Origin of the sequence: Lacipirellula limnantheis (assembly GCF_007746075.1) — a bacterium.
GTDB classification, from domain to species: domain Bacteria; phylum Planctomycetota; class Planctomycetia; order Pirellulales; family Lacipirellulaceae; genus Lacipirellula; species Lacipirellula limnantheis.
In genome coordinates this window covers 5,562,303-5,582,957 of record NZ_CP036339.1, presented here as the reverse complement: position 1 = coordinate 5,582,957, position 20,655 = coordinate 5,562,303, and the positions used below count along the sequence as shown (strand labels likewise).

General features: G+C 63.4%; 15 protein-coding genes. 9 read left to right on the top strand and 6 right to left on the bottom strand.

Annotation, left to right across the window (positions count from 1 at the left end; all coding sequences use genetic code 11):
• Positions 1-45 precede the first annotated feature (45 nt).
• Together I41_RS21715 and I41_RS21710 are read left to right on the top strand one after the other, a co-directional pair.
• Entirely contained in the window at positions 46-855 is an 810-nt protein-coding gene (locus tag I41_RS21715; protein WP_145434999.1) for an ABC transporter ATP-binding protein, read from the top strand.
• A 128-nt stretch (positions 856-983) separates the two neighbouring features.
• Positions 984-2,093 carry an MlaD family protein gene (locus I41_RS21710; protein ID WP_145434998.1) on the top strand — a complete coding sequence of 370 codons (1,110 nt, stop codon included), beginning with the start codon at positions 984-986 and terminating at the stop codon, positions 2,091-2,093.
• 94 nt (positions 2,094-2,187) lie between these two features.
• Here I41_RS21710 and I41_RS21705 read toward each other — a convergent pair whose 3' ends face one another.
• Positions 2,188-2,853, bottom strand: a complete 666-nt coding sequence (locus I41_RS21705) for a PEGA domain-containing protein (protein ID WP_145434997.1) — start codon at positions 2,851-2,853, stop codon at positions 2,188-2,190.
• 214 nt (positions 2,854-3,067) lie between these two features.
• Between I41_RS21705 and I41_RS21700 the strand changes: the two genes are divergently transcribed.
• From I41_RS21700 to I41_RS21685, 4 genes are all read left to right on the top strand, one after another.
• Positions 3,068-4,390, top strand: a complete 1,323-nt coding sequence (locus I41_RS21700; RefSeq protein ID WP_145434996.1) for a PP2C family protein-serine/threonine phosphatase — start codon at positions 3,068-3,070, stop codon at positions 4,388-4,390.
• Positions 4,391-4,563: 173 nt separating this feature from the next.
• Positions 4,564-5,748: an LptF/LptG family permease gene (locus I41_RS21695; protein ID WP_145434995.1), complete on the top strand. Its 1,185-nt coding sequence runs from the start codon at positions 4,564-4,566 to the stop codon at positions 5,746-5,748.
• A 238-nt stretch (positions 5,749-5,986) separates the two neighbouring features.
• Complete coding sequence (locus tag I41_RS21690; protein WP_145434994.1) at positions 5,987-7,636, top strand: sensor histidine kinase; 1,650 nt, start codon at positions 5,987-5,989, stop codon at positions 7,634-7,636.
• Positions 7,637-7,646: 10 nt separating this feature from the next.
• The gene (locus I41_RS21685; RefSeq protein ID WP_145434993.1) at positions 7,647-8,999 is read left to right on the top strand and encodes a sigma-54-dependent transcriptional regulator; all 1,353 of its coding nucleotides are present in this window, start codon (positions 7,647-7,649) and stop codon (positions 8,997-8,999) included.
• 120 nt (positions 9,000-9,119) lie between these two features.
• Here I41_RS21685 and I41_RS21680 read toward each other — a convergent pair whose 3' ends face one another.
• Positions 9,120-10,652: a PEP-CTERM sorting domain-containing protein gene (locus I41_RS21680; RefSeq protein ID WP_145434992.1), complete on the bottom strand. Its 1,533-nt coding sequence runs from the start codon at positions 10,650-10,652 to the stop codon at positions 9,120-9,122.
• A 562-nt stretch (positions 10,653-11,214) separates the two neighbouring features.
• Positions 11,215-11,814: a transcriptional repressor LexA gene (gene lexA, locus I41_RS21675; protein ID WP_145434991.1), complete on the bottom strand. Its 600-nt coding sequence runs from the start codon at positions 11,812-11,814 to the stop codon at positions 11,215-11,217.
• 311 nt (positions 11,815-12,125) lie between these two features.
• Here lexA and I41_RS21670 point away from each other — a divergent pair, with 311 nt between their 5' ends.
• The 3 genes from I41_RS21670 to chrA all read left to right on the top strand — a co-directional run bounded on the left by I41_RS21670 (position 12,126) and on the right by chrA (position 16,017).
• A complete protein-coding gene (locus I41_RS21670; RefSeq protein ID WP_145434990.1) occupies positions 12,126-13,175 on the top strand; it encodes a S1C family serine protease in 1,050 nt (349 codons plus the stop codon).
• Between the two features lie 115 nt (positions 13,176-13,290).
• Complete coding sequence (locus tag I41_RS21665) at positions 13,291-14,529, top strand: S1C family serine protease (protein ID WP_145434989.1); 1,239 nt, start codon at positions 13,291-13,293, stop codon at positions 14,527-14,529.
• A 99-nt stretch (positions 14,530-14,628) separates the two neighbouring features.
• Positions 14,629-16,017: a chromate efflux transporter gene (gene chrA / locus I41_RS21660; RefSeq protein ID WP_145434988.1), complete on the top strand. Its 1,389-nt coding sequence runs from the start codon at positions 14,629-14,631 to the stop codon at positions 16,015-16,017.
• A 114-nt stretch (positions 16,018-16,131) separates the two neighbouring features.
• On the opposite strand, the gene I41_RS21655 is transcribed toward chrA, so the two are convergent.
• The 3 genes from I41_RS21655 to I41_RS21645 form a co-directional block, all read right to left on the bottom strand.
• Entirely contained in the window at positions 16,132-17,406 is a 1,275-nt protein-coding gene (locus tag I41_RS21655; RefSeq protein WP_145434987.1) for a glucuronyl esterase domain-containing protein, read from the bottom strand.
• A 98-nt stretch (positions 17,407-17,504) separates the two neighbouring features.
• Positions 17,505-18,881: a Gfo/Idh/MocA family protein gene (locus I41_RS21650; protein ID WP_145434986.1), complete on the bottom strand. Its 1,377-nt coding sequence runs from the start codon at positions 18,879-18,881 to the stop codon at positions 17,505-17,507.
• Between the two features lie 162 nt (positions 18,882-19,043).
• Entirely contained in the window at positions 19,044-20,420 is a 1,377-nt protein-coding gene (locus tag I41_RS21645) for a formylglycine-generating enzyme family protein (RefSeq protein WP_246133725.1), read from the bottom strand.
• Positions 20,421-20,655: the final 235 nt, after the last annotated feature.

The following is a 20,655-nucleotide window of genomic DNA, read 5'->3' as shown; positions in this document are numbered from 1 at the left end:
CCCTCCTCGCAACTGACGACTGACAACTGACAACCGACAACTGCAATGGTTTCCGCATCACCCTTAATCGATCTGCAGAACCTCAGCGTTCGCTTCGGGCGCCAGACGGTCCTGCGCAACGTGTCGATCAGCGTGCCGGCGGGGCAGACCTTGGCCGTTATCGGCGAGAGCGGCTGCGGCAAGACCGTGTTGCTCAAGACGATCATTGGATTGGTGCAACCTACCGCGGGCGTCGTGGAATTTGACGGCCGGCAATTCGTCAATCTTTCGGAACGCGACGTCTCCGCCCAGCGGACGCGTTTCGGCTTCGTATTTCAGAACGCGGCGCTTTTCGACAGCATGACGGTCGCCGAGAACATTCTTTTTCCCCTGAAACAGCATCGATCGAGCAACGACGCCGATCAGGAGCGGGCGATGCACTCGCTCCTCACGGAAGTCGGGCTCCCCAACACCGTGCTGAAAAAATACCCGGCCGAGCTTTCGGGCGGCATGCGCAAGCGCGTCGGCCTCGCGCGCGCGCTGATCATGCGTCCCGAAGCCGTGCTCTACGACGAGCCGACCACCGGTCTCGATCCGATCATGAGCGACGTTATTAACGAGCTGATGATGCGCACCCGCGACAAGTTTGAAGTGACCAGCGTCATCGTCACCCACGACATGAATACGGCCCGCAAGGTGGCCGACCGGGTGGTGATGCTCTACCCGCTCAATCGCCTGCAGCCGGACGAATCGCAAATCTTATTCGATGGCCCGCCGAGCGCACTCGACGCCTCGACCGACCGCCGCGTAACGCAGTTCATCCGCGGCGAAGCCGGCGACCGGATGATGGAACTGAGTGAACAAGCAGGGGGGTAGGAAATACCGGTCACCGCAAGAACCCGGTCACCCTGAGGTACTCCGAAGGGTCCGGCCAGAGTACCGAATAGCAAGAAACGGATCAAAAAATAACGCGGACTCCTCGGAGTACCTCGGAGTGACAATTCATGAACGAACGCACCAAACAATTCCGCGTCGGCTTGGTGGTCTTCTCCACGATGATCATCAGCAGCACGCTGATCATTCTGAACAGCGATTTCTCGTCGACGCTGCCGTTCAGCGGCAAGTACCAAGTAAAAATGCTCGTTAGGGAGGCCCCCGGCGTCGCGCCCGATACGCCGGTCCGCCGTCGCGGGCTGCCGATCGGCCGCGTCGCCAGCGTCGAGGACACCGACGATGGCGCCCTGATCACGATGAATATCGAGGACGGCAAGCAGATCAAGTCGAATGAAATGGGCCGAATCCAGACATCGCTCGTCGGCGACGCCGTGATTGAGTTCAGTCCGGCCAGTTCGAGCGCCGGGGCGACGCCCGTGGCTCCTGGTTCGACGGTGAAGGGACAATATATGTCCAACCCGATGGACATGATGGCCAACATGCAGGGCGATCTCAAACAGACGATTGTCGCCCTGGGCGACGCGGGCGAAGAGGTGGCCGAGCTCGCCGACCGCGTCAATCAGGTCCTCGGCGAGAACGACATGCAGCGGGTCAAGCGACTCGTCGAGTCGATGGACCAGGCGATGACGCAATTCACCGCCGTGACGACGAACCTGAACGACATCGTCGGCGATCCGCTATTCAAGCAACAACTGAAGGATGGCCTCTCGCAATTGCCGAGCCTCGTCTCGGATGCCCGCGCGATTATGGGCGCGCTGCAAGGGGCGCTCAAGTCGGCCGATGAGAACCTCAAGAATCTGCAAGGCCTCACCGGCCCGCTCGGCGATCGCGGCACCGCGATCGTGGCCACGCTGGAGCAAAGCGTTCGCAACCTCGAAGAACTGCTGGGCCAGGTCGCTCAGCTCACCCGCAACGTCAACGGCAGCGAGGGGACGCTCGGTCTGCTGATTCGTGATCGGCAGCTGTACGACAATATCAATCAGACGATCTCGCAGGCCAACGCCGCCATCTGCGACGTCCGCAAGATCGTCGGCAATCCGGAGCTCAGCCGCCGGATCAACATGATTCTCGACAACGTCTGGGTACTGACCGACAAACTGGCCCGCGACCCGGCACGGCTCGCTCGCGGGATTGTTGATCGTGAGACGCCGATTAAGTAGCTGTCAGCGATCAGCTGTCCGCTCTCAGCTAGACAAGATAGTTCAGCATTCGCGCGCGAGCCGGGCCGTCTCGGACCCCGGCGCGCGTTACTCTCTACTGCACCATCGGCAGCGGCTCGAGCGCACGTCCGCCTGGGGGCAGCACGCCCGTTCCGTTGGACGGCGGCACGATCACGCCTGGCGGTACGGCCTCCGGCGCAAGCGTCGTCCCCGGCACGAGCGCCGGTCCCACCGGCGCGTTGAACGCCGGCGCCGCCATCGTCGGCGGACCAATCACCGGCGCCGGCGCGGCGGCGGGACCGATTGCCGGGACCGTCGCCCCGGCCGGCACGACGGCGCCTTGTTGCGTCGCCGCGCGCAGTTGCTGGCCGCGCTGAATCAACTCGTCCGTCGGCACGATCACTTGCGGCTGCAAATTGAAGCTCACAGTCCGGAAGTCGTGGATCTCGTTGGGCAGGACGTTTTCGGCGAAGAAGTCGATCGGCGGCAGCTGGTACCACGGCGCCGGGATCGGCTGGTTGATCGTCAGCGTTTCGTAGCCGGGTTTCACCAGGCGAATTTCGCGCGTGCCGTAGTAGATGAAGTTCGTCGCGCACGGCGTCGTGCCGATCGGCTGGTTGTCGACGTACACCATGGCGCCCGGCGGATTGCTCCGCACCATCAGCCGGCGACGGACGCAGCCCGGCAACAGCGCAAGCCCTACGATCGTGATGATCGCCAGGCGAAAGCTGAGTCGAGATGTGCACGACGACGAGTCCATCGGCAGGCAGGCGCGTATGATGAGATGGGCCGGAAATGGGCCGGAAGTGTACTGTCGGCTCCGTTCGCCCGCTATGTCGTTTGATCCTACCCTGTGCCCCGCCTTCTCCCCGTCTTCCTATTCGCTTGCGGGGTTCGTCCGTGCGGCTGTTGCTAGCAACGCTCGCTGATTAAATTAGAGATTCCGCGACCCCTCCCTCGGCAAGGCGCATTTGGTGTCGAAACCCACAAGCAAACTGAATCGCGCCACGGGCGGCCTGCGCTGCGCCGCGGTAAGCGACGTGGGCATGCGCCGCGCTAGCAACCAAGATTCGCTCGCTGTCGCCCTGGCGAGCGACGAACGTGATTGGCGATCGCGCGGACATCTCTTTGTCGTCGCCGACGGCATGGGCGCCCACGCGGCTGGCGAGCTCGCCAGCCAGATCGCCACTGACAACATTCCGCATGCGTACCAGAAGCGGCCCGATCTGCCGCCCTGCGAGTCCATCGTCGCCGCCGTTCACGACGCCAACAGCCGGATCAATGCCAAGGGGTCTAATAGCGTCGACTTCCACGGCATGGGGACCACCTGCAGCTGCCTGCTGCTGCTACCTGACGGGGCCATGGCGGCGCATGTCGGCGACAGCCGCGTTTATCGCCTGCGCGGTCACACGATCGAGCAACTCACCTTCGATCACAGCCTCGTATGGGAAATGGCCGCCGCCGGCCACGCGTCGGAGGAAGACGTCCCCGCCTACGTGCCGAAGAACGTCATCACCCGCTCGCTCGGGCCGCATCCGACGGTGAAGGTCGACCTTGAGGGGCCGCTGCCGATCCGCGCCGGCGATCGCTTCTTGCTCTGCAGCGACGGGCTCACGGGACCGCTCAACCCGCAGTTAATCGGCATGGTGCTCGCCTCGCTGCCGCCGGAAGAGGCGGCCCAAACGCTCGTCGATCTGGCCAATCTGCTTGGCGGGCCCGACAATATCACTGTGATCATCGCCGAGGTGGCCGACCCGGCGATGCTGGGGCAAAAGAAGAACGGCCACGCCTGGACCGACGCCGTGGCGCCCCTCACGCGGGATGATCACTGGTTCGACTACGTCGTCGGGATGGCAGGACTGGGCCTGGCAATCGCCGGCTTGGTCGCGCTCACGACGCGACCAGTTGCGGCAGGCATCTGTCTGGTCCTTGGCGTTATCGGAGTCGGCGGTTTCCTGTGGAAACGCTTGAGGGGCGAAGATGAATGCCGCGGCGTCAAAGGCCACTATGGAAAGGCGCCCTATCGCAGCTATGCCGTCGCCCCGAGCGCTCAAAACATCGAGATGCTCAGCGACGTCGTCCGCCAGCTGGAGGATCTCGAAGCCCAGCGCAGCTGGCCGTTCGAGTGGAAAGAGGTTCACTCCGACCGCGTCGCCGCCCACAAAGCGATCGCCGCCGGCGACTACACGGCGGCCGTGGTCGCCTACTCCAGCGCCGTTCGCCGACTGATGCAAGCAGTCCGGGCCCACCGCCCTGAGCCCCCGAGCGACAGCGGGATTAATCTCAGCGCCGGCTAAACGTGGGCTGATGGTGAGAGCGGTCTCCGACCCCGAGGACGGATTGCGGGCCGCAGGTCGTCCGTCTTGGACCGCGGAATCGGCGTCGGAGACGCCTCCCACAGAATGACCCATCGCCATTCCCCGCCGGCCCCGCCTTCTGCTACAGTGCCGCCGCTCCCACGGATCTGCGTATGCGCATTCTTACCCGCTACATCCTGCTCGAAATGCTGACGGTGTTCCTCATCACTACGGGGAGCCTCACCGTTTTTATTTTCCTTGGCCTCATCGGCAAGGCGGCGGTCGACAACGGGCTCGGCGTCGGCCCGCTCATGCGGCTCTTGCCTTACCTCTTGCCCGAGGCCATGCAGTTTTCAGTGCCGGGCGCCTTGTTGCTAGCAACGACGGTCGTTTACGGCCGCGTTTCGTCGTCGAACGAGATCGTTGCCGTGAAGTCGCTCGGCATCAATCCGATGGTGATGCTCTGGCCCACGTTGCTGCTCGCCTTCGTCGTGAGCTTCGGCGCCGTGGCGCTCAATGATCTGGCCGTGTCCTGGGGACACGACGGCGTCAAACGAGTGCTCGTCGATTCGTTCGAGGAAATTTTCTATGGCCGCCTGCGCACCCAGCGCAGCTTCAGCACCGACGACTTCGACGTCAACGTCAAGTACGTCGATGGCACGCGGCTGATCGGACCGGTCTTCAATTTCAATGCGGGACAAGGCGAAGCGTCGGTCATTCGCGCCGATGCGGCCGAGATCAGCATCGACCCCGCGACGAGCACGGCCAACTTCAAGCTCGAAAACGCCGAAGGGACGGTCAAAGGGATGAACGTCTCGTATCCCGGCGAACTCGTGCAGTCGTTTCCGCTGGCGCGATTCCTGGGCGACGGCGTCAATCAGACGCGCAGTCCGTCGGAGTATCCACTGCGCGGCATCAGCGAGGCGAAGACTAAACAACAGCTCGAAATCAATTGGATCAAGCACGAAATGGCCGCCGCCACCAGTATGGCGTTGCTGCTGGGGCGTTTTGATGAGCTGGCCCAGCCGCAATGGAAAGCGCGCGAAAGCAGCCTCACCTGGTCGCGACGGACGCTCCATCGGCTCAACGTCGAACCGTATCGGCGCTGGGCGAACGGCTTTAGCTGTCTCGGATTCGCTCTGATCGGCGCCCCCATGGCCGTCCGCAGGCGGCATGGAGAATTCTGGGGCAGCTTCTTCGCCTGTTTCCTGCCGATTTTGCTCGTCTACTACCCCATGCTCGTCGGCTGCGTCGACCAAGCCAAAGACGGCGTTATTCCGCCGCAGGCCGTTTGGCTTGGCAATGTCGTGCTGGCGGCCTGGGGAGTTTGGCTGCTGCGGCGCGTGATTAGATTCTAGGGTTCAGGCGAAGGGGCAGGATTCAGGAGAAGTCATCAGCATTTCCTGGACCCTGAACCCCGATCCGTTCTGCCGCTAGCAGCGCCGCCCTTTCGCAAGCTCTGCCTACCCTCGTCTTGCTGCAAGCTTCCCCGCGGGTGTACACTCGGCCTCCCCAGCCGCGCCGCTTCAGGACGAAGTCTACCGGCTAAGTATTATCGCTCGACGAGCCCGATCCGCGACAAGGAGGTCGCCCCGCGTGCTCTCTCATTGGCCCATACGCACGAAGCTGCAGCTAGGACTGGGCCTTCTGTTGGTCGCAGTCGTGGCCCTATTTGGCAGCGCCTGCTACGGCCTCTACGCCTATCGCTCGTTGGTGAAGAACATCGCCGCGCGCTCCGTCGAACTTCCGCAGGCCCGCCGCATCGCCGACCACGTCAACGATTTGGACATCACGCTGAGCCGGGCCGAAGAGCGGCTCCATCCCAGCCTTGACAAGGGACTGGTTAATTCCCTCTACGACGAGCCAGGCGAGGGCGAGACGCAAGAAGTCAGTTGGCCGGGTAGCGAGTTCAATATTCGCTTCGGCGCCTTCTTGAGCTCGCTCAACCGTTACAAGGAGCTCCTGACGATCGCTTCCACCGACGAGGCGGCAGAGCTCAGCGACGACCACCACGAGTGGGAAACGCTCGAAGAAATCGACGTCATCGTGGCCAAGCTCGCGGCGATGGACCTCTCCGAGGCGAGTCACAATTCGCTGATCAAAAGCGATCAGCTGAAATTGCTGCGTGAGGAGATCGAAGGTCTGCGTCGACTCACTACGTTGCTCCCCACTCACCTGGAGACGCAGTTTGAGAAGATCGCCGACGATGTCAAAGCCCGCTATCGCACCGCGATTGTCTCCGCCTGGATCGGACTTGGGGCCGTCGTGGTGGTGCTGGTCGTTTCGCGCCGCGTGTTCTACCAATGGTTCGCCGACCCGCTGCAGGTCCTGGTCGACGGCTCGCGCCTCGTCGCGGCAGGGCATTTCGATCATCGCATCAAGATCAACGCCCAGGATGAAATTGGCGAGCTGGCCGAAGCGATGAACGCGATGACGCAGCGCTTCTGCGAAATTCGCGACGACCTCGATCGTCAGGTGACCGAGCGGACGAACCAAGTGGTCCGCGGCGAACAACTCGCCAGCGTCGGCTTCCTCGCCGCGGGCGTCTCGCATGAAATCAACAACCCTCTGGCATCGATAGCGCTCTGCAGCGAATCGCTCGAGAGCCGTCTGCAAGATCTGCTTGAAGGCGCCGATCCCGCGCGGGTCGACGAGGTGCAGGTTGCGCGCAGCTACTTGCAAATGATTCAGCGGGAGGCGTTCCGCTGCAAGCAGATCACCGAGAAACTCCTCGATTTCGCCCGCCGCGGCGATACGCAGCGCCATTCCGCCGAACTGCGCGAGCTCGTCAGCGGCGTTATCGAGATGGTCCAGCATCTCGGTCAGTACCAGGACCGGAACATCGAACTCCTGCCCGGCCCCCCGGCAGTCGCCGCCGTCAACGCCCAAGAGATCAAGCAAGTGGTCCTGAACCTGATCACCAACGGCTTGGAAAGCCTCGATCCAGGCGGCGTCGTGAAGGTCGCGATCGAACGCGACGCCGTTTCGGCCCGCATTGTGGTCAGCGACAACGGCTGCGGCATGACCGAGGAGGTTCGCAAGCATCTATTCGAGCCCTTCTTCACCCGCCGCCGATCAGGGCAGGGGACCGGGCTCGGACTATCCATCACTCACCGCATCATCGAAGAACATCGGGGCCAGATTGAAGCGACGAGCGACGGGCCGGGCCGCGGTTCGCGGTTCGTCGTGTCGCTGCCGCTCGCCCTAACGAATAAGGAGACGCACCATCGCAGCCAAGCCGCCTAACGGTCAAGGACTGACCCTGCTGTTCGCCGACGACGAGCCGTCGCTGCAGGAGCTGATGAAGCTCGAACTGCCGCGCCTGGGACACCGCGCCACCGTCTGCCCCGACGGGCTGACCGCCGTCGCCGCGCTCGAGAAAAATACCTACGACTGCATCATCGTCGATCTCGACATGCCCGGACTCGACGGCATTGGCGTGATTGCCAAGTGCAAGGAGACGTCGCCCGGCACCGAGGCGGTGGTCCTCACCGGCAAAAGCTCGCTCGACACGGCGATCGCGGCGCTGCGTCACGGAGCGTTCGACTATCTCACCAAGCCCTGCCGGTTGATCGAGATCGAAGCGCTGCTGAAGCGCGTCACCGAGAAGAAACTGCTGGAACAGAAGTTTCGCGCGCTAGAGCATCAAGTTCGCCGGCTCGAAGGGGCGCCGCGGCTCATTGGCAACACCCCGTCGATGCAGAAAGTGCGCATGCTGATCGAGCGCGTCGCGCCGACCGGGTCGACCGTGCTGATTCTGGGCGAGACCGGCACCGGCAAAGAATTGGTCGCGCGATCTCTGCACGACCACAGCAACCGCGCCCACATGCCGTTCGTCGCCATCAACTGCGGCGCGCTGCCGGAAACTCTCATCGAGAGCGAGCTCTTCGGGCATCGCAAAGGGGCGTTCACCGGCGCCGACGATCATCGCGTCGGGCTGTTTGAAGTCGCCCACGGCGGCACCATTTTCCTTGACGAAATCGGCGAACTCCCCAAAGCGATGCAGGCGAAGCTGCTGCGCGTGCTGGAGAGCGGCGAAATTCGCCGCGTCGGCGAGAACAAGCCGGTAATGGTCGACGTGCGCGTCGTTTGCGCCACGCACCGCAACTTGCCGGAGATGGTTGCCAGCGAAGACTTCCGTGAAGACTTGATGTATCGCATCAACACGTTCGAAATCATGCTGCCGGCGCTGCGCGAGCGAATCGAGGACGTGCCGGAATTGGCTCGCCACCTCCTCGTCCGCCATCGTCGCGGCAAAGACGCCGACGCAGGCATCGCCGAGGACGCCATCATCGCCCTCTGCAGCCACGTCTGGCCCGGCAACGTCCGCGAACTGGCGAACGTCATCGAGCACGCTACCATTCTTTGCGACAGCGGCCCCATTCGCCGCGAGCATCTGCCGTCGCGGTTCGATTCGCGACAACTGGTGGGGGCCGCCCGCCAGAAGCCGGGAATCATGACGTTGCGCGAGCTCGAAATGGAAGCGATCCACGACGCCCTGGAACGCCACGCCGGCAATAAGCCGAAGGCAGCCGATCAACTCGGCATTAGCCTGAAGACGCTGTACAACAAGCTCAACCAAACCGCCACGCCGGAGAAGGCCGCGTAACCGCCAACTATCGACGACGGTCGGGTACGCTGATTTCAGCGAACAAGTCGCCAAAGAAAAAAGCGGCCGCCGCTCACTGGGCGACGGCCGCTGTCGATAACCTAACAGCGTTTCGACCGACTAGGCGCGACGACGGACGAATCCAATCGCGGCAATGCCAGCCGAACCGAGCAGGCACAACGTCGACGGCTCCGGCACATTGGACATGCTGAAGCTGAGCGACTGGCCGTTCCAACTGGTCTTGGCGTAGGTCGCCCCGCCTGGCGACAGAACGCGGTACAGCGCCTGGCCGCTGCTGACGTAGTGAATATTACCCGCGGCGTCGAACGCAATGTCGCGCCCCGAGTTGACGTCCGTGCCAGTGTTGACGACCATGCGGCCGGCCAAATCCGGAATGCCCGCCACGAGCGGAACCACGGCGACGTCGCTGTTGTTGAGCATGATCGCCATCCACTTCTGGTCGGCTGAAACGGCCATCGCCAGGACATTGCGCAGAATGTCGTTGGCCGTCGGATTGCCCAACAGGGTGCGCGAAGCAGTCAGCGAATCGTAGGCGACCGTGCCGTCAGGATTGAGGACAACGACGCCGGCTTCGCCGCCAGCCGAGCGATTCTGGGCAAGGTAGAACTTGCCGTCGGCGCCCTTGTCGAGATCGCTCGTCGCGCCCGACAACAGAACGTTGGCGGCATTGACCTTCGTCGGAATGACGTTCGACGGCGTCGCGCCAGCGCCAATGTTGTAGCGCCACAGGCTGTTCTTGTCGGTCGTGGAAACGCCGCCGACGTTGGCGCTGGTCAAGTCTTCGTCCAGCGTATACAGGACCAAATCACCCGTGGCAGCCGACCCTTCGACGAATACAGCCGTCGTGCTGCCGTGGTATTGGCCGGCCGGGACGGCTGATGGTCCGCCGACGCCGGTTAGCAACCGCGATCCGACGGTCAGATCTTGATTGGCGACGTTGACGTTGCCGTTCGCGTCCGAGAAGTCCGACGAATAGACGCTACCGGCGCTTGACACCATGATTCGGAACGCGCTGTTGGCGCTGGCCGAGACCGCGTCGAACAGGTTGCCGGGATCCTTTTCGGTGTTGCCGTAGCCGTACGCGTCGCTTTGATCAGCGTTGAGCGCATACAAGCCGTCGCCCACCGAGCGGACTACGCCGGTCGTGTTGCCTGCAGCGGAATTCGCAACATAGGAGACGCCGAAGTTCGCACTGGCTGGATTGTTGCTGACGCTCACGCCGCGGGGGCTATTGAACCGCGTCAACGGGTTCGTGTCGTCGCTGATAAGCTTGAAGCCCGATTCATTCGTCACCTGCGACAAGCCGTTGGCCACCACGGCAATCGTTGCGCCGGTGGGAATCGTGTAGCCGACCGTATCGACCTTATTCGCGAAGATCTCAAACGTGTCGGTCGGCGCATTCAACGAGAACGATTTCGTTCCCTTGGTGGCTCCATTGAGCGGAGTCAGCGGGCCAACGCCGTTGAGGCGATAGGCCAACGCATCGGCTGGTTCGTTCAGAACAAACGAGACGTTCGTGCCGCCGGAGATCACCACGCGCGAAGCGAAGGGGGCGGCATGCAATGAGAATGGCAACGTGGCGGATAAAGCCGCCATGGCTGCGAGGGTTTTCAGACGTAAGGTGCGAGTCATTAGCGTTCTCTCCCAATGGTCAAATCAAGGAATGCGATATATCTGCCGCCTCCAACTCTCATCCCTCATGCTGCGAATGAACCTTCGCGAAGTCAAGGAAAATGGCCGAAAAACCGGCCCAAACCGGCGATTCGGCGGGTAATCACATTCGCTTTTTCGCACCTGCGCGAGCCCCTTGCGCAAATCTCAGAGTGACCCGGCCCGAAGACGGGATGGGCTTCAGCCGAGCGACATTGCAAATCGACCAAGGAGGCGCTGGCCAGCGCTTGCGAAAGAACTTAAGCCACGACGCCGCCAGCCGTCGCCCCGGGGCGTCAGGATCGTCGCCGTACGGCGCGTGGGCGACAACGATGGTCTCCACCGCTCGGCCAAGGCTGCGAAAAGATATCGCAATCGTCCGCCCGCCGGTCCGCGGCCGACAAACGATCGCCTTCGTCCGCCGGCGAGATCGATAGCAAGCTCGTTGCGAAAGAAAGTCTTGCGCCATTTGCAGCGCATCGCTCAGCATGACGAACGCCCGCCGCGCCAATCGACGCCCGCAGATCTTAAAACCGGCTTGCGCTCAACTCACCTTCCGAATCACCCCTGTCACCACGCCCAGCACCTGCACCTCGCGCGCATAGATCGGCTTCATCGAGGAATTCGCCGGCTGCAACCGAATGCGGTTTGCTTCGGGGTACCAATACTTCAGCGTCGCTTCGCCTTCGTCGGTCATGGCGACGACGATGTCGCCTTTGTGAGCCGTCTTCGTCTTGCGGCAGATGACGATGTCGCCGTCGGCGATTTGGGCTTCGATCATCGATTCGCCCTTCACGCGCAATGCAAAGCTGTTCTTCTTGGCCGGAAAGAATTCCTCCAGATTCAGGCGCTCCGCCTGTTCGATCGCCTCGGTCAGATTCCCGGCCGCGACCTGACCGACCAGCGGGAACCCTTCGTCCCGACCGGCATCGGTCATCTGGATCGCTCGCGACATGTTTGGTTCGCGGGTGATAATGCCCTTCTTTTCGAGCGCCTTCAGATGGCACATCACGCCGTTGGGCGAGCTGATTTCGAAGTACTCGCCAATCTCCCGCACGGTTGGACCGTAGCCGCGGCCGCGAATCTTCTCCTTGATGAAGTCGTAGACTTCCCGCTGCCGCGTGGTGAGTTGATCGAGTGACATAGCGGTTCCAACCAAGGTAAAGATAAAGGGAATTCTCGTCGCCGGTTCCGTACCAGCGGTCCTAACTATTGATGTTAATATACGTTAGTACATGGAACAAGTGCGCATGTACAGTAATTTCTGTGATTTTTCGAATCTCGCAGCGCGTCACCCGGAGGGCGGCGCCCCGCGGCTAAAGCCTTTTCGCTGGAACCTGAACCCCGAAGCCTGCCGCCACCAAAGAACCCGACATTGCCGCTTGGCAGGACCGGTGCGACAATTACCGTGCACACCGCCCCTGCACGCCCGTTGTCGCTGCACGCCGGACTTCTATGAACCGACTCTCCCCTGTTCGCCAGCTGTTTTCGCTCGCCCTCAGCTGCGGTTTCGCCCTCCCGCTCGTCGCCCAAACCACGTCGCCCGTCTCGCTCGAACCCGCGGCCGACACCGCCCAGGTTCTCGCCGCGAAGGCGCCTGCCAACGCCGCCGAGTTGAAGCTGATCCAAGATCAGCTTCTCAAGGTGATCGACCGGGTGATGCCGGCTACTGTGGCCGTCGAGATTCGCGGCGCCGCCGGCAGCGGCGTCATCGTCAATAAGGAAGGTCTGGTCCTCACGGCCGCCCACGTGGTCGGCCGCGCTGGCCGCAAAGGCTGGGTCGAACTTCCCGACGGCCGCCGCCTCCGCGGGCATTCCCTCGGCGCCGACCACGATGCCGACGCCGGGATGATGCAGATCGACGACCCGCCAGAAGACCTCCCTTTCGTCCCGGTAAGCACCGGGCCGGCCCTGGCGGCGGGCCAGTGGGTGGTCACCATCGGCCAGCCCGGAGGCATCATCGCCGATCGCGCTCCGCCGGTCCGCTTCGGCCGCGTGCTGTTTCGCGGCGATGGCCTACTTTGCACCGATTGCGAACTCGTCGGCGGCGATTCCGGTGGTCCGTTGTTCGACATGAAGGGGGAAGTTGTCGGCATTCACAGCAGCATCGGCCCGATGGTCACGCACAATTTCCACGTCCCGGTCACCTCGTTCCAGGAGGGCTGGGAACGGCTGTTGGCTGGCGACGTCTGGGGCGGCCACTATGACGATGGCGCCGACCCCAAGCCGCGCCTGGGCGTTCAAGGCAGCGCTGAGGCGGGTAACTGCGTCATCACCGCGATTTTTCCCGGCATGCCTGCCGAGCGCGCAGGGTTAAAGGAGGGTGACGTAATCACCGCCGTCGACGGTCGGCCGATCAACACCTTCGACGAGCTGCAGCGAATTGTCTTTCACAAGGAATCGGGCGATCGGCTCAAGCTTTCGGTCACTCGCGAGGGAAAGTCGCTCGAAATCGTCGCCGTCCTCGGCGAGCGCGAAGAACGCGAAGAGCAGGACGACGAATGACGCGGCGGCCGACTACGGCAAATCGGCCCTCTCAAGAAAACCTTTGGCGTCGTTCTCTGGATATGCTAAATCAATAGCCGGCAACAGGGCGGCGGTTTTTTGCGGTGGGGATGAGATGAAGAAACTGCATGATTGGGCTCGACGCCGCCATGGCGCCGCTTTGATGGTCGGGGCTGCCTGGCTCGCCCTGGGGCCCGTAGTCTCCGCGGTTGCCGACGAGCCGCCGAGTCGTTCGCGCCGCCAACGTGAAGAGTCGCGCCAGTCTTCCGAAGAAGTCGACCCCGCTGACGACACGTTCGGCATGGAGCGCCTTTTCGTGCCCCGTTGGCGGTTGACGGACGGACCGCAAGTCCGCGCTGCCTTCCGCGACGTGGTGAAAGACGCTAGCGCCGCCACGGTGAGCATCGAGTGCGACGGCAAGCGACTCGCCCTCGGCGGCATCATCAGCCCCGATGGCTGGGTCGTGACCAAAGCGACCCCGCTTTGCGGCAAGCTGACCGCGGTCCTCGCCGACGGCCACAAACTCCCCGCCACGACCGTCGCCGAGAGCGGCGAGCACGACTTGGCCCTCTTAAAACTCGACGCCGCCAAACTGCCCGCTCTCGATCTTACCGCTGCCGGCGCCTCGCCGCCGGTAGGCTCGTGGCTCGCTAGCGTTGGCCGCTCGAAGGATCCCGTGGCCGTTGGCGTCGTGAGCGTTCCGCCACGCGTCATTCCGGCCCAGGCGGGCATCCTTGGCGTTCAGTTGGACGAAGAAAAGCCGCTCATCGTTCAAGTCTTCCCCGATAGTGCCGCGGAGGAGGCCGGCGTCGAGCCCGAAGATCTGATCATGAGCGTCAACGGCCAGAAGACCTCGAGCCGTGAGAAGCTGCGCGAGGTGATCGGGTCATTCAATCCGGGCGACGAGGTGGAACTGCTGGTCGACCGCGCGGGCGAGCAAGTGACGCTGCACGCGACGCTTTCCGGCGACTTTCCCGGATTGCCGATGGGCCGCAGCGAATTCCAGAACAATCTCGGCGGCAAACTGAGCGTGCGCCGCTTTGGTTTTCCGCTCGCGTTCCAACACGACACCGTCCTCCGTCCCGCCGATTGCGGCGGCCCGGTCGTCGACGTCGAAGGCCGCGTCGTCGGTTTCAACATTGCCAGGGCGGGGCGGACCGAGTCGTATGCCCTCCCTGTCGACGCCGTCCAAGGCGTACTCACCGAGTTGATGAAGGAGCATCTCCTCGTCAAGCAGAACTCGCCGGAAGCGGAGGCAGCCGAAAAATTGGAGCAAGAACTCGGCGAACCTGCGGCGAACGCAGCGCCCGCAGCCAAGTCGGCCGCCCGCCCGAAGGCCGTGTCGACTCCTTAGCCTTGGGCCGATTTCCTCGTCGCTAGTGCCATCGTCCCGCGGCCGTTAGATTGACGCCCTGCTGGCATCAATTTAACCTTCGTACCGTCGCGGCCTTCGATGTCAGACGATCTCGCTCCACCATCGGCCGCCGATATTGCGCACCCCACGTTCGCCGCCGCAGCGCGCGCCTGGGCGCGCGTCGCCGCCCTCAGTTTCGGGGGTCCGGCTGGGCAGATCTCCGTGATGCATCGCATCCTCGTCGACGAGAAACGCTGGGTCAGCGAGTCACGATTTCTCCACGCTCTGAACTACTGCATGCTGCTTCCCGGGCCCGAGGCTCAGCAACTTTCGATTTACATCGGCTGGCTGTTGCACGGCGTCCGCGGCGGGCTGGTCGCGGGGACGCTCTTCGTGGCGCCCGGCTTCGTCGCGATCATGGCCCTCAGCATTCTTTACGCCGGCTATCACGACCTGACATGGGTCGAAGGCCTTTTCTACGGGTTAAAGCCCGCCGTCGTCGCCGTCGTCATCCAAGCGGTGATGCGCATCGGACGCCGAGCGCTCAAAAACCGCGTCATGGTCGCTGTTGCCGCCGCGGCGTTCGTGGCAATCTTCTTTCTGGAGATCCCATTCCCGCTGATTATTCTCGCTGCGGGCGTCATCGGTTTCCTCGGCGGTCGCGTGAACCCAGACACGTTCGCTGTCATCAAGCCGCATCAACCGGCCGTCGGCGCTGCGACTCTGGCCGCGCCGCTCATCCGCGACGACGCTGGCGCCGCCGTGCGGCCAACTCTTGGTCGCGCTCTGCGCGTACTGACCGTCTGGCTCCTCGTCTGGCTCGGGCCAGTGGCCGCGCTGCTTCACTGCTCCGGCCGCGACAGCGTCTATTCGCAGCAAGCGGTCTTCTTCAGCAAGACGGCCATGGTCACCTTCGGCGGCGCCTACTCGGTGCTCGCTTACGTCGCCGATGAAGCAGTGGAGCGGTACCACTGGCTCGAACCGGGCGAGATGCTCGACGGCCTCGGCATGGCCGAAACGACGCCTGGGCCGTTGATTCAAGTCGTGCAGTTCGTCGCCTTCATGGGCGCCTATCGCCACCCAGGCGGATTGTCGCCGCTCGCCGCGGGTGTGGCGGGTTCGGTCATCGCCACATGGGTCACCTACGCCCCTTGCTTCTTATGGATATTCCTGGGCGCGCCGTACATCGAGTACCTGCGCGGCCAGCGCTCGCTCAACGCGGCGCTCTCGACGATCACGGCCGCGGTAGTGGGCGTGATCTTGAACTTATCGATTTGGTTTGCGATCCACACCCTCTTCGCCAAGGTAAGCGAGCATCGCACCGGTCCCGTTCTCTGGCTGGTTCCCGAGTGGAGCAGCCTCGATCCCGTCGCGCTCGCGATCACGATCGCCGCCATGGCGGCCCTGTTCCGCTTCAGCCTCGGCATGCTGCCCACGCTCGCCGCGTGCGCTGCGGCCGGGCTGGCGTATCGGTTGCTCGCTGCGTAGCAATATCCTAGCCCCTGGCTTCGCCAGGGGGTCGGTAACCATATCGGTACGCGTCGTCCCGCGAGTTACAACCCCCTGGCGGAACCAGGGGCTGCAATGGACGCCGCCGTCACATCACTTCCACTGCCGGTCGGCGAAGTCCAAATACACCTTCCAGTCCTTTGGCGTCATCGAGTGTTCGCCCGCGCGGAACCAAAAGCCTAACCGGCCGTCGCCCAAGAGCGGCGCATCGGCCGCCGGCATCGCGTCGGCCTTGAGCCCGTCAACGCCAAGCAGCTCGTAAGCGGGGCTCGCCGCTCGAAGCACAGCGAACTGCCCCGAAGGGTTGGCCCACCGATCGTCCTCCGCGGCCGTGAACAACACCGCCCGTGGCGCGCACAGCGCGACGAGGCAGTTCTGGTCCACGGGCAGCCGCGTAGGATCGTCGGCGAACTTCCGGAAGTTCGCGCAAAACCAATGCGGAAAATTGCGGGTAATAATCTCGACGGTTTCAGCTTTCGGTTCATGATGCCGACTCGGCCCGCTGCCGCCGCAGCCTGCCTGATTGGCCACCGTCAGCGCGATCCGCTCGTCGAATGCCCCTGCCAACAGCGCCGTCTTGCCCAGACGCGAGTGGCCGACGGCCGCAATTCGCGCCGGATCAATCGCCGGGTCGGTCGCCAGATAGTCGATCGCCCGCTGAATGCCCCACGCCCACCACATGATCGTCGCTGTTTCGGCCGCGTCGTCGGCGTCCTCCGGCAGCGTCGCCCGCATCCCTTCGCGAACATGCGGCCGATCTGGTTGGATATCGCCGCAGTGGAAGGTCGCCGCCGCGTAGCCCCGCGCCACGATCTCCGCCAGCGGCCACGTATATTCCTCGACGCCGCGGCTGGCGTCCGTCGCCCGATTGTCAACCACGCCGGTATAGCGATCCGGCATCCATGTTTCAGGCACGTGGACGCGCTCGTCGTCGACGAGCAAATGGTTCCCGCCGAAATTCATCCCGACGAAGCAGGCCGCCGGCGTCTTATTGTTGGGCGTTGCGATCAGCAGGTAGATCTTCGGCCACTCCGGCGGGCCGAGCGTCAGTTCAACTTCCTTCAGCGTGCCGGCGCCGCCGAATGCCTGGGGGTCTTCGAACAGCACCTTCGATTGCACTGCAGGGGGCTGCGACGAACCGGCGACCTGTGGATAGCGGCCGTAAACGTACTGCTCAAACAGCGCCTTGAGTTCCGGCCGCCGTTTCTCACTCCACTCCTCCGCAGTAGCGACGCGCGAGCCGTCGAACATCACGAGCGGATCGGGGAGGGCAGGGTGCGAAGGCAACTCTGCCGGCGAGGGATACTCGCCTGTGGCCATGCTGGTCATCAGCGACAGTCCTCCGATGAGTGCGAGTAGAATTCGCATGCGGGTGAGTCCCCCCTGACGTGAAGAAAAAAGCCCTGAAGCGCGGCGGTTGAGCGTCGCACCTTCAGGGCTGATGAAAATCGCGTTAAGAAGAGAGCCTACCCGTTCAGCACATCCGTCACCCCAGGCACCGCGATGGCGTAGAAGCCATCCTTGCCGGGCAGCACGGGCGGGTCGGCGTCGAAGGCGTACTTCTTCGGCGACAGATCAAGCGTCGAGTTAAGCGCCTCGTCCCAAGTGATCTTCTTGCCCGAGTAGGTCGCCATCCGCCCGAGAATCGCGGTCATCGTCGCGTGGGCACCGTTGTCCCCCTCGTTATAAATTTCGCCCCGCCGGAGCGCCGCGAACATGTCGTGATGCTCCTGGTGGTGATTATCCACCTTCTTCGCCTTGCTGCGCCACTTGCCGTCGGCGGTAATGATCTCGGGGCCGCGGCCATCGTCCAGGTGAGCGATCCCCTTGCAACCGTGGGCATGCTCGTCGACTGCGCTCCACGAGCCGTCGATATGGCAGCACTGGCTCATCATCTTCGTACCGTCGTCGTAGGTGTACTCCACGGCGTGGTGATCGAAGATTTCCCCGTAGTCCTTGCCGGTCCGCACCTGGCGGCCGCCCAGGCCATGGGCTTCCACGGGCAGCTTGTTGCGAATCCAGTTGCCGATATCGAGGTTGTGGATGTGCTGCTCGACGATGTGATCGCCGCACAGCCAGTTAAAGTAGTACCAGTTGCGCATCTGGTATTCCATTTCCGTCTGCTCCGGCTTGCGCGGGCGCACCCACAGGCCGCCGCCGTTCCAGTAGACGCGCGTCAGCGGAATCTCGCCAATGTCGCCGGCGTGAATCTTTTCAATCGCTTCGACATAGCGCTGATCATGCCGCCGCTGCAGGCCGATGGCCACCATCAGATTCTTGGCCTTCGCCACTTCGTTCGCGGCAAGAAACCGGCGCACGCCGGGTCCGTCAACCGCGACCGGCTTCTCGGCGAAAATATGCTTGTCCGCTTCGACCGCCGCCTCAAAGTGGATCGGGCGGAAGCCGGGAGGGGTGGCGAGAATGACGAGATCGACGCCGCTGTCGATCACCCCCTTGTAGGCGTCGAAACCGACGAACTGCCGCTCCGACGGGCATTCCACGCGGCTTTCGTAGAACAGCGAATCCTTGTTGCCGGCGTTCTCGCCGACTTGCTTCGTGAGGGCGTCCAGCGTTCCCTGCATGTTGTCGGCAAACGCGTCGCCGACCGACCACAGGGTCACCTTGCCTTTGGTTTCCAAGGCTTGTGCCGCGGCCGCGCGGCCACGACCGCCGCAACCAATCAGGCCGATCTTGATTTCATCGCTGCCGCCGACATGGGCCGAGCGGGCGATCCGCTGATTCAGCCCCAACACCGCGCCCCCGGCGACGACTGCCGAGGCCCCTTTGATGAACTGCCGACGCGAATGGCCGGCGGGAGAATTCGGGCTGGTCTGATCAGACATGATCGCCTCCAAAAAAGGATAAGTAGTTCGGTATTCCCCCTCCCTCGCAGGGAGGGGCCAGGGGAGGGATTCTCGCGTCAGTCAGTCGGCCGGCGTCCTCAATCCCGAAAAGATCGCCAACCACCCTCGCCTCACCTCCCGTTCAGGAGAGAGGGATCGCCGTTACTTCCCGCTGCCAATCCTCGTCGCCGCTTCCACCGCCTGCGGCAACGTCGCATCGGCGTTCCCCACCGCGCCGCGGCCTTCCTTCAGCCGCGTTTTGACGTCGCCCGCCAAATCCTCGGCGTCGATCTCCCACACTCGCTTCTTGTCTTCCGCGGTGAGCGGCGCATACGGCCGGACGAGCCGCATGCCCACCCCCATCGCGGGCTCCTCAGTATACCACCACGGGCTCAAGGGCAGATTGGGGTCCGACATTTTCCAATCTTCTTCTTCCGACTTGTGCCGTGCCGCGCTCCGCAGTCGCTCCGCCGTATCGAGCCACGAGCCGCCGCGAATCACGCGCGGGTACAATTCGGTCGGCCAGTTCACGGCCTCCCAGGCGTCGATCGCTTCGCCATCCTTCGCCTGTTCCCCCAGTTTCTCATAGGCGTCCTCGGCGTACCCATCGAGCGTCCACTCGGCGACGTTGCCGTGCATGTCGAACAGGCCCCACGGGTTGGGCGCCTTTTCGCCGACGGGATGCGTTTCGTAGTCCGCGTTCGCCTCAAGCCAGGCATAGTTCTCCGCCTCGCCAGGGTCGTCGCCGAAGGAATAAGGGGTCGTCGTCCCCGCTCGCGCCGCGTACTCCCACTCCGCCTCGCTTGGCAGGCGATACTCCTGCCCTGTCAGCCCGCTCAGCCACTTCGTGAATTGCCGCGCTGCGAAGTGCGTCATCGTTACCGCTGGCTGATTCGGCCGATCGCCCGCCATGTAGGTGTGATCGGGCATGTACAGCGGCGTTGGGGAGGTCACCCCATCGACCCCCGGATCCTCAGCGTCGCCTGACCAGGCATGTTCCTCAATCAACTCCCAACCCTCGGCGTCGCCATCCTTCGCCGCGGCGTCGCCGCGATTCGCCGCCAAGGTCTGCAGCTGTTTGAAAGCGTTGTACATTTTCATGTACGCTTGGTACTCGGCCCACGTCACTTCATGCTTGCCGATCCAGAACGGCGCCACGTTGACGCGCACCTGCGGCCCTTCGTCGTCGCCGCGCTCGGGCTCGTCGTCGGGGCTCCCCAGCAGGAACTCGCCGCCGGGGACGGGGATCATTTCGAACTCAACCTTGGTTCCCGGAATCGTCGTCTTGTACGGAACCATGAACTTCCCGTCGACTTCCACGGCGGGCCCGTCAGCCGGTTTGACGTCGACGATGCCGGCGGAGCTTTCCGCGCGAACTTCGCCGCTCGCGACGCCGAGCAGCATGCCCCCAGCCGCCAATCCCGCGGCGCACGCACTGAACCATGAACCAAACGTCGACATAATGCCATCGCCGCGAGGCAATCCCGGACCAAGGAGCCAGTAGGTCGCCCCGGCCGGGCGCCCCGTCACCTTGAGCATAAGCCGCCGCCACGGCCCCAGCAATGCAACGCAGGCCCGCGGTGCGCAACCGCGAGGCCGCCACTCGTTTGCCCGGCAGCGATAGGCCTCGCTGCGCCCTCGCCTCGCGTTGCCGCGATCCACAGCCCATCGGACTGCGTCGCTTCAGCGACCAGCAGGCGCCACGCCAAGTCTCCCGGTCTTCAAGCGGTGCAATCGCCGGCAGCTCAAGATCGAGGCCAGTATGACGCTTAAC

Coding starts and splice junctions, on each gene's coding strand:
- I41_RS21670 (WP_145434990.1), top strand. CDS start 12,126: ATGAACCGACTCTCCCCTGTTCGCCAGCTGTTTTCGCTCGCCCTCAGC.
- I41_RS21665 (WP_145434989.1), top strand. CDS start 13,291: ATGAAGAAACTGCATGATTGGGCTCGACGCCGCCATGGCGCCGCTTTG.
- I41_RS21715 (WP_145434999.1), top strand. CDS start 46: ATGGTTTCCGCATCACCCTTAATCGATCTGCAGAACCTCAGCGTTCGC.
- I41_RS21710 (WP_145434998.1), top strand. CDS start 984: ATGAACGAACGCACCAAACAATTCCGCGTCGGCTTGGTGGTCTTCTCC.
- chrA (WP_145434988.1), top strand. CDS start 14,629: ATGTCAGACGATCTCGCTCCACCATCGGCCGCCGATATTGCGCACCCC.
- I41_RS21645 (WP_246133725.1), bottom strand. CDS start 20,420: ATGCTCAAGGTGACGGGGCGCCCGGCCGGGGCGACCTACTGGCTCCTT.
- I41_RS21680 (WP_145434992.1), bottom strand. CDS start 10,652: ATGACTCGCACCTTACGTCTGAAAACCCTCGCAGCCATGGCGGCTTTA.
- I41_RS21655 (WP_145434987.1), bottom strand. CDS start 17,406: ATGCGAATTCTACTCGCACTCATCGGAGGACTGTCGCTGATGACCAGC.
- I41_RS21650 (WP_145434986.1), bottom strand. CDS start 18,881: ATGTCTGATCAGACCAGCCCGAATTCTCCCGCCGGCCATTCGCGTCGG.
- lexA (WP_145434991.1), bottom strand. CDS start 11,814: ATGTCACTCGATCAACTCACCACGCGGCAGCGGGAAGTCTACGACTTC.
- I41_RS21705 (WP_145434997.1), bottom strand. CDS start 2,853: ATGGACTCGTCGTCGTGCACATCTCGACTCAGCTTTCGCCTGGCGATC.
- I41_RS21695 (WP_145434995.1), top strand. CDS start 4,564: ATGCGCATTCTTACCCGCTACATCCTGCTCGAAATGCTGACGGTGTTC.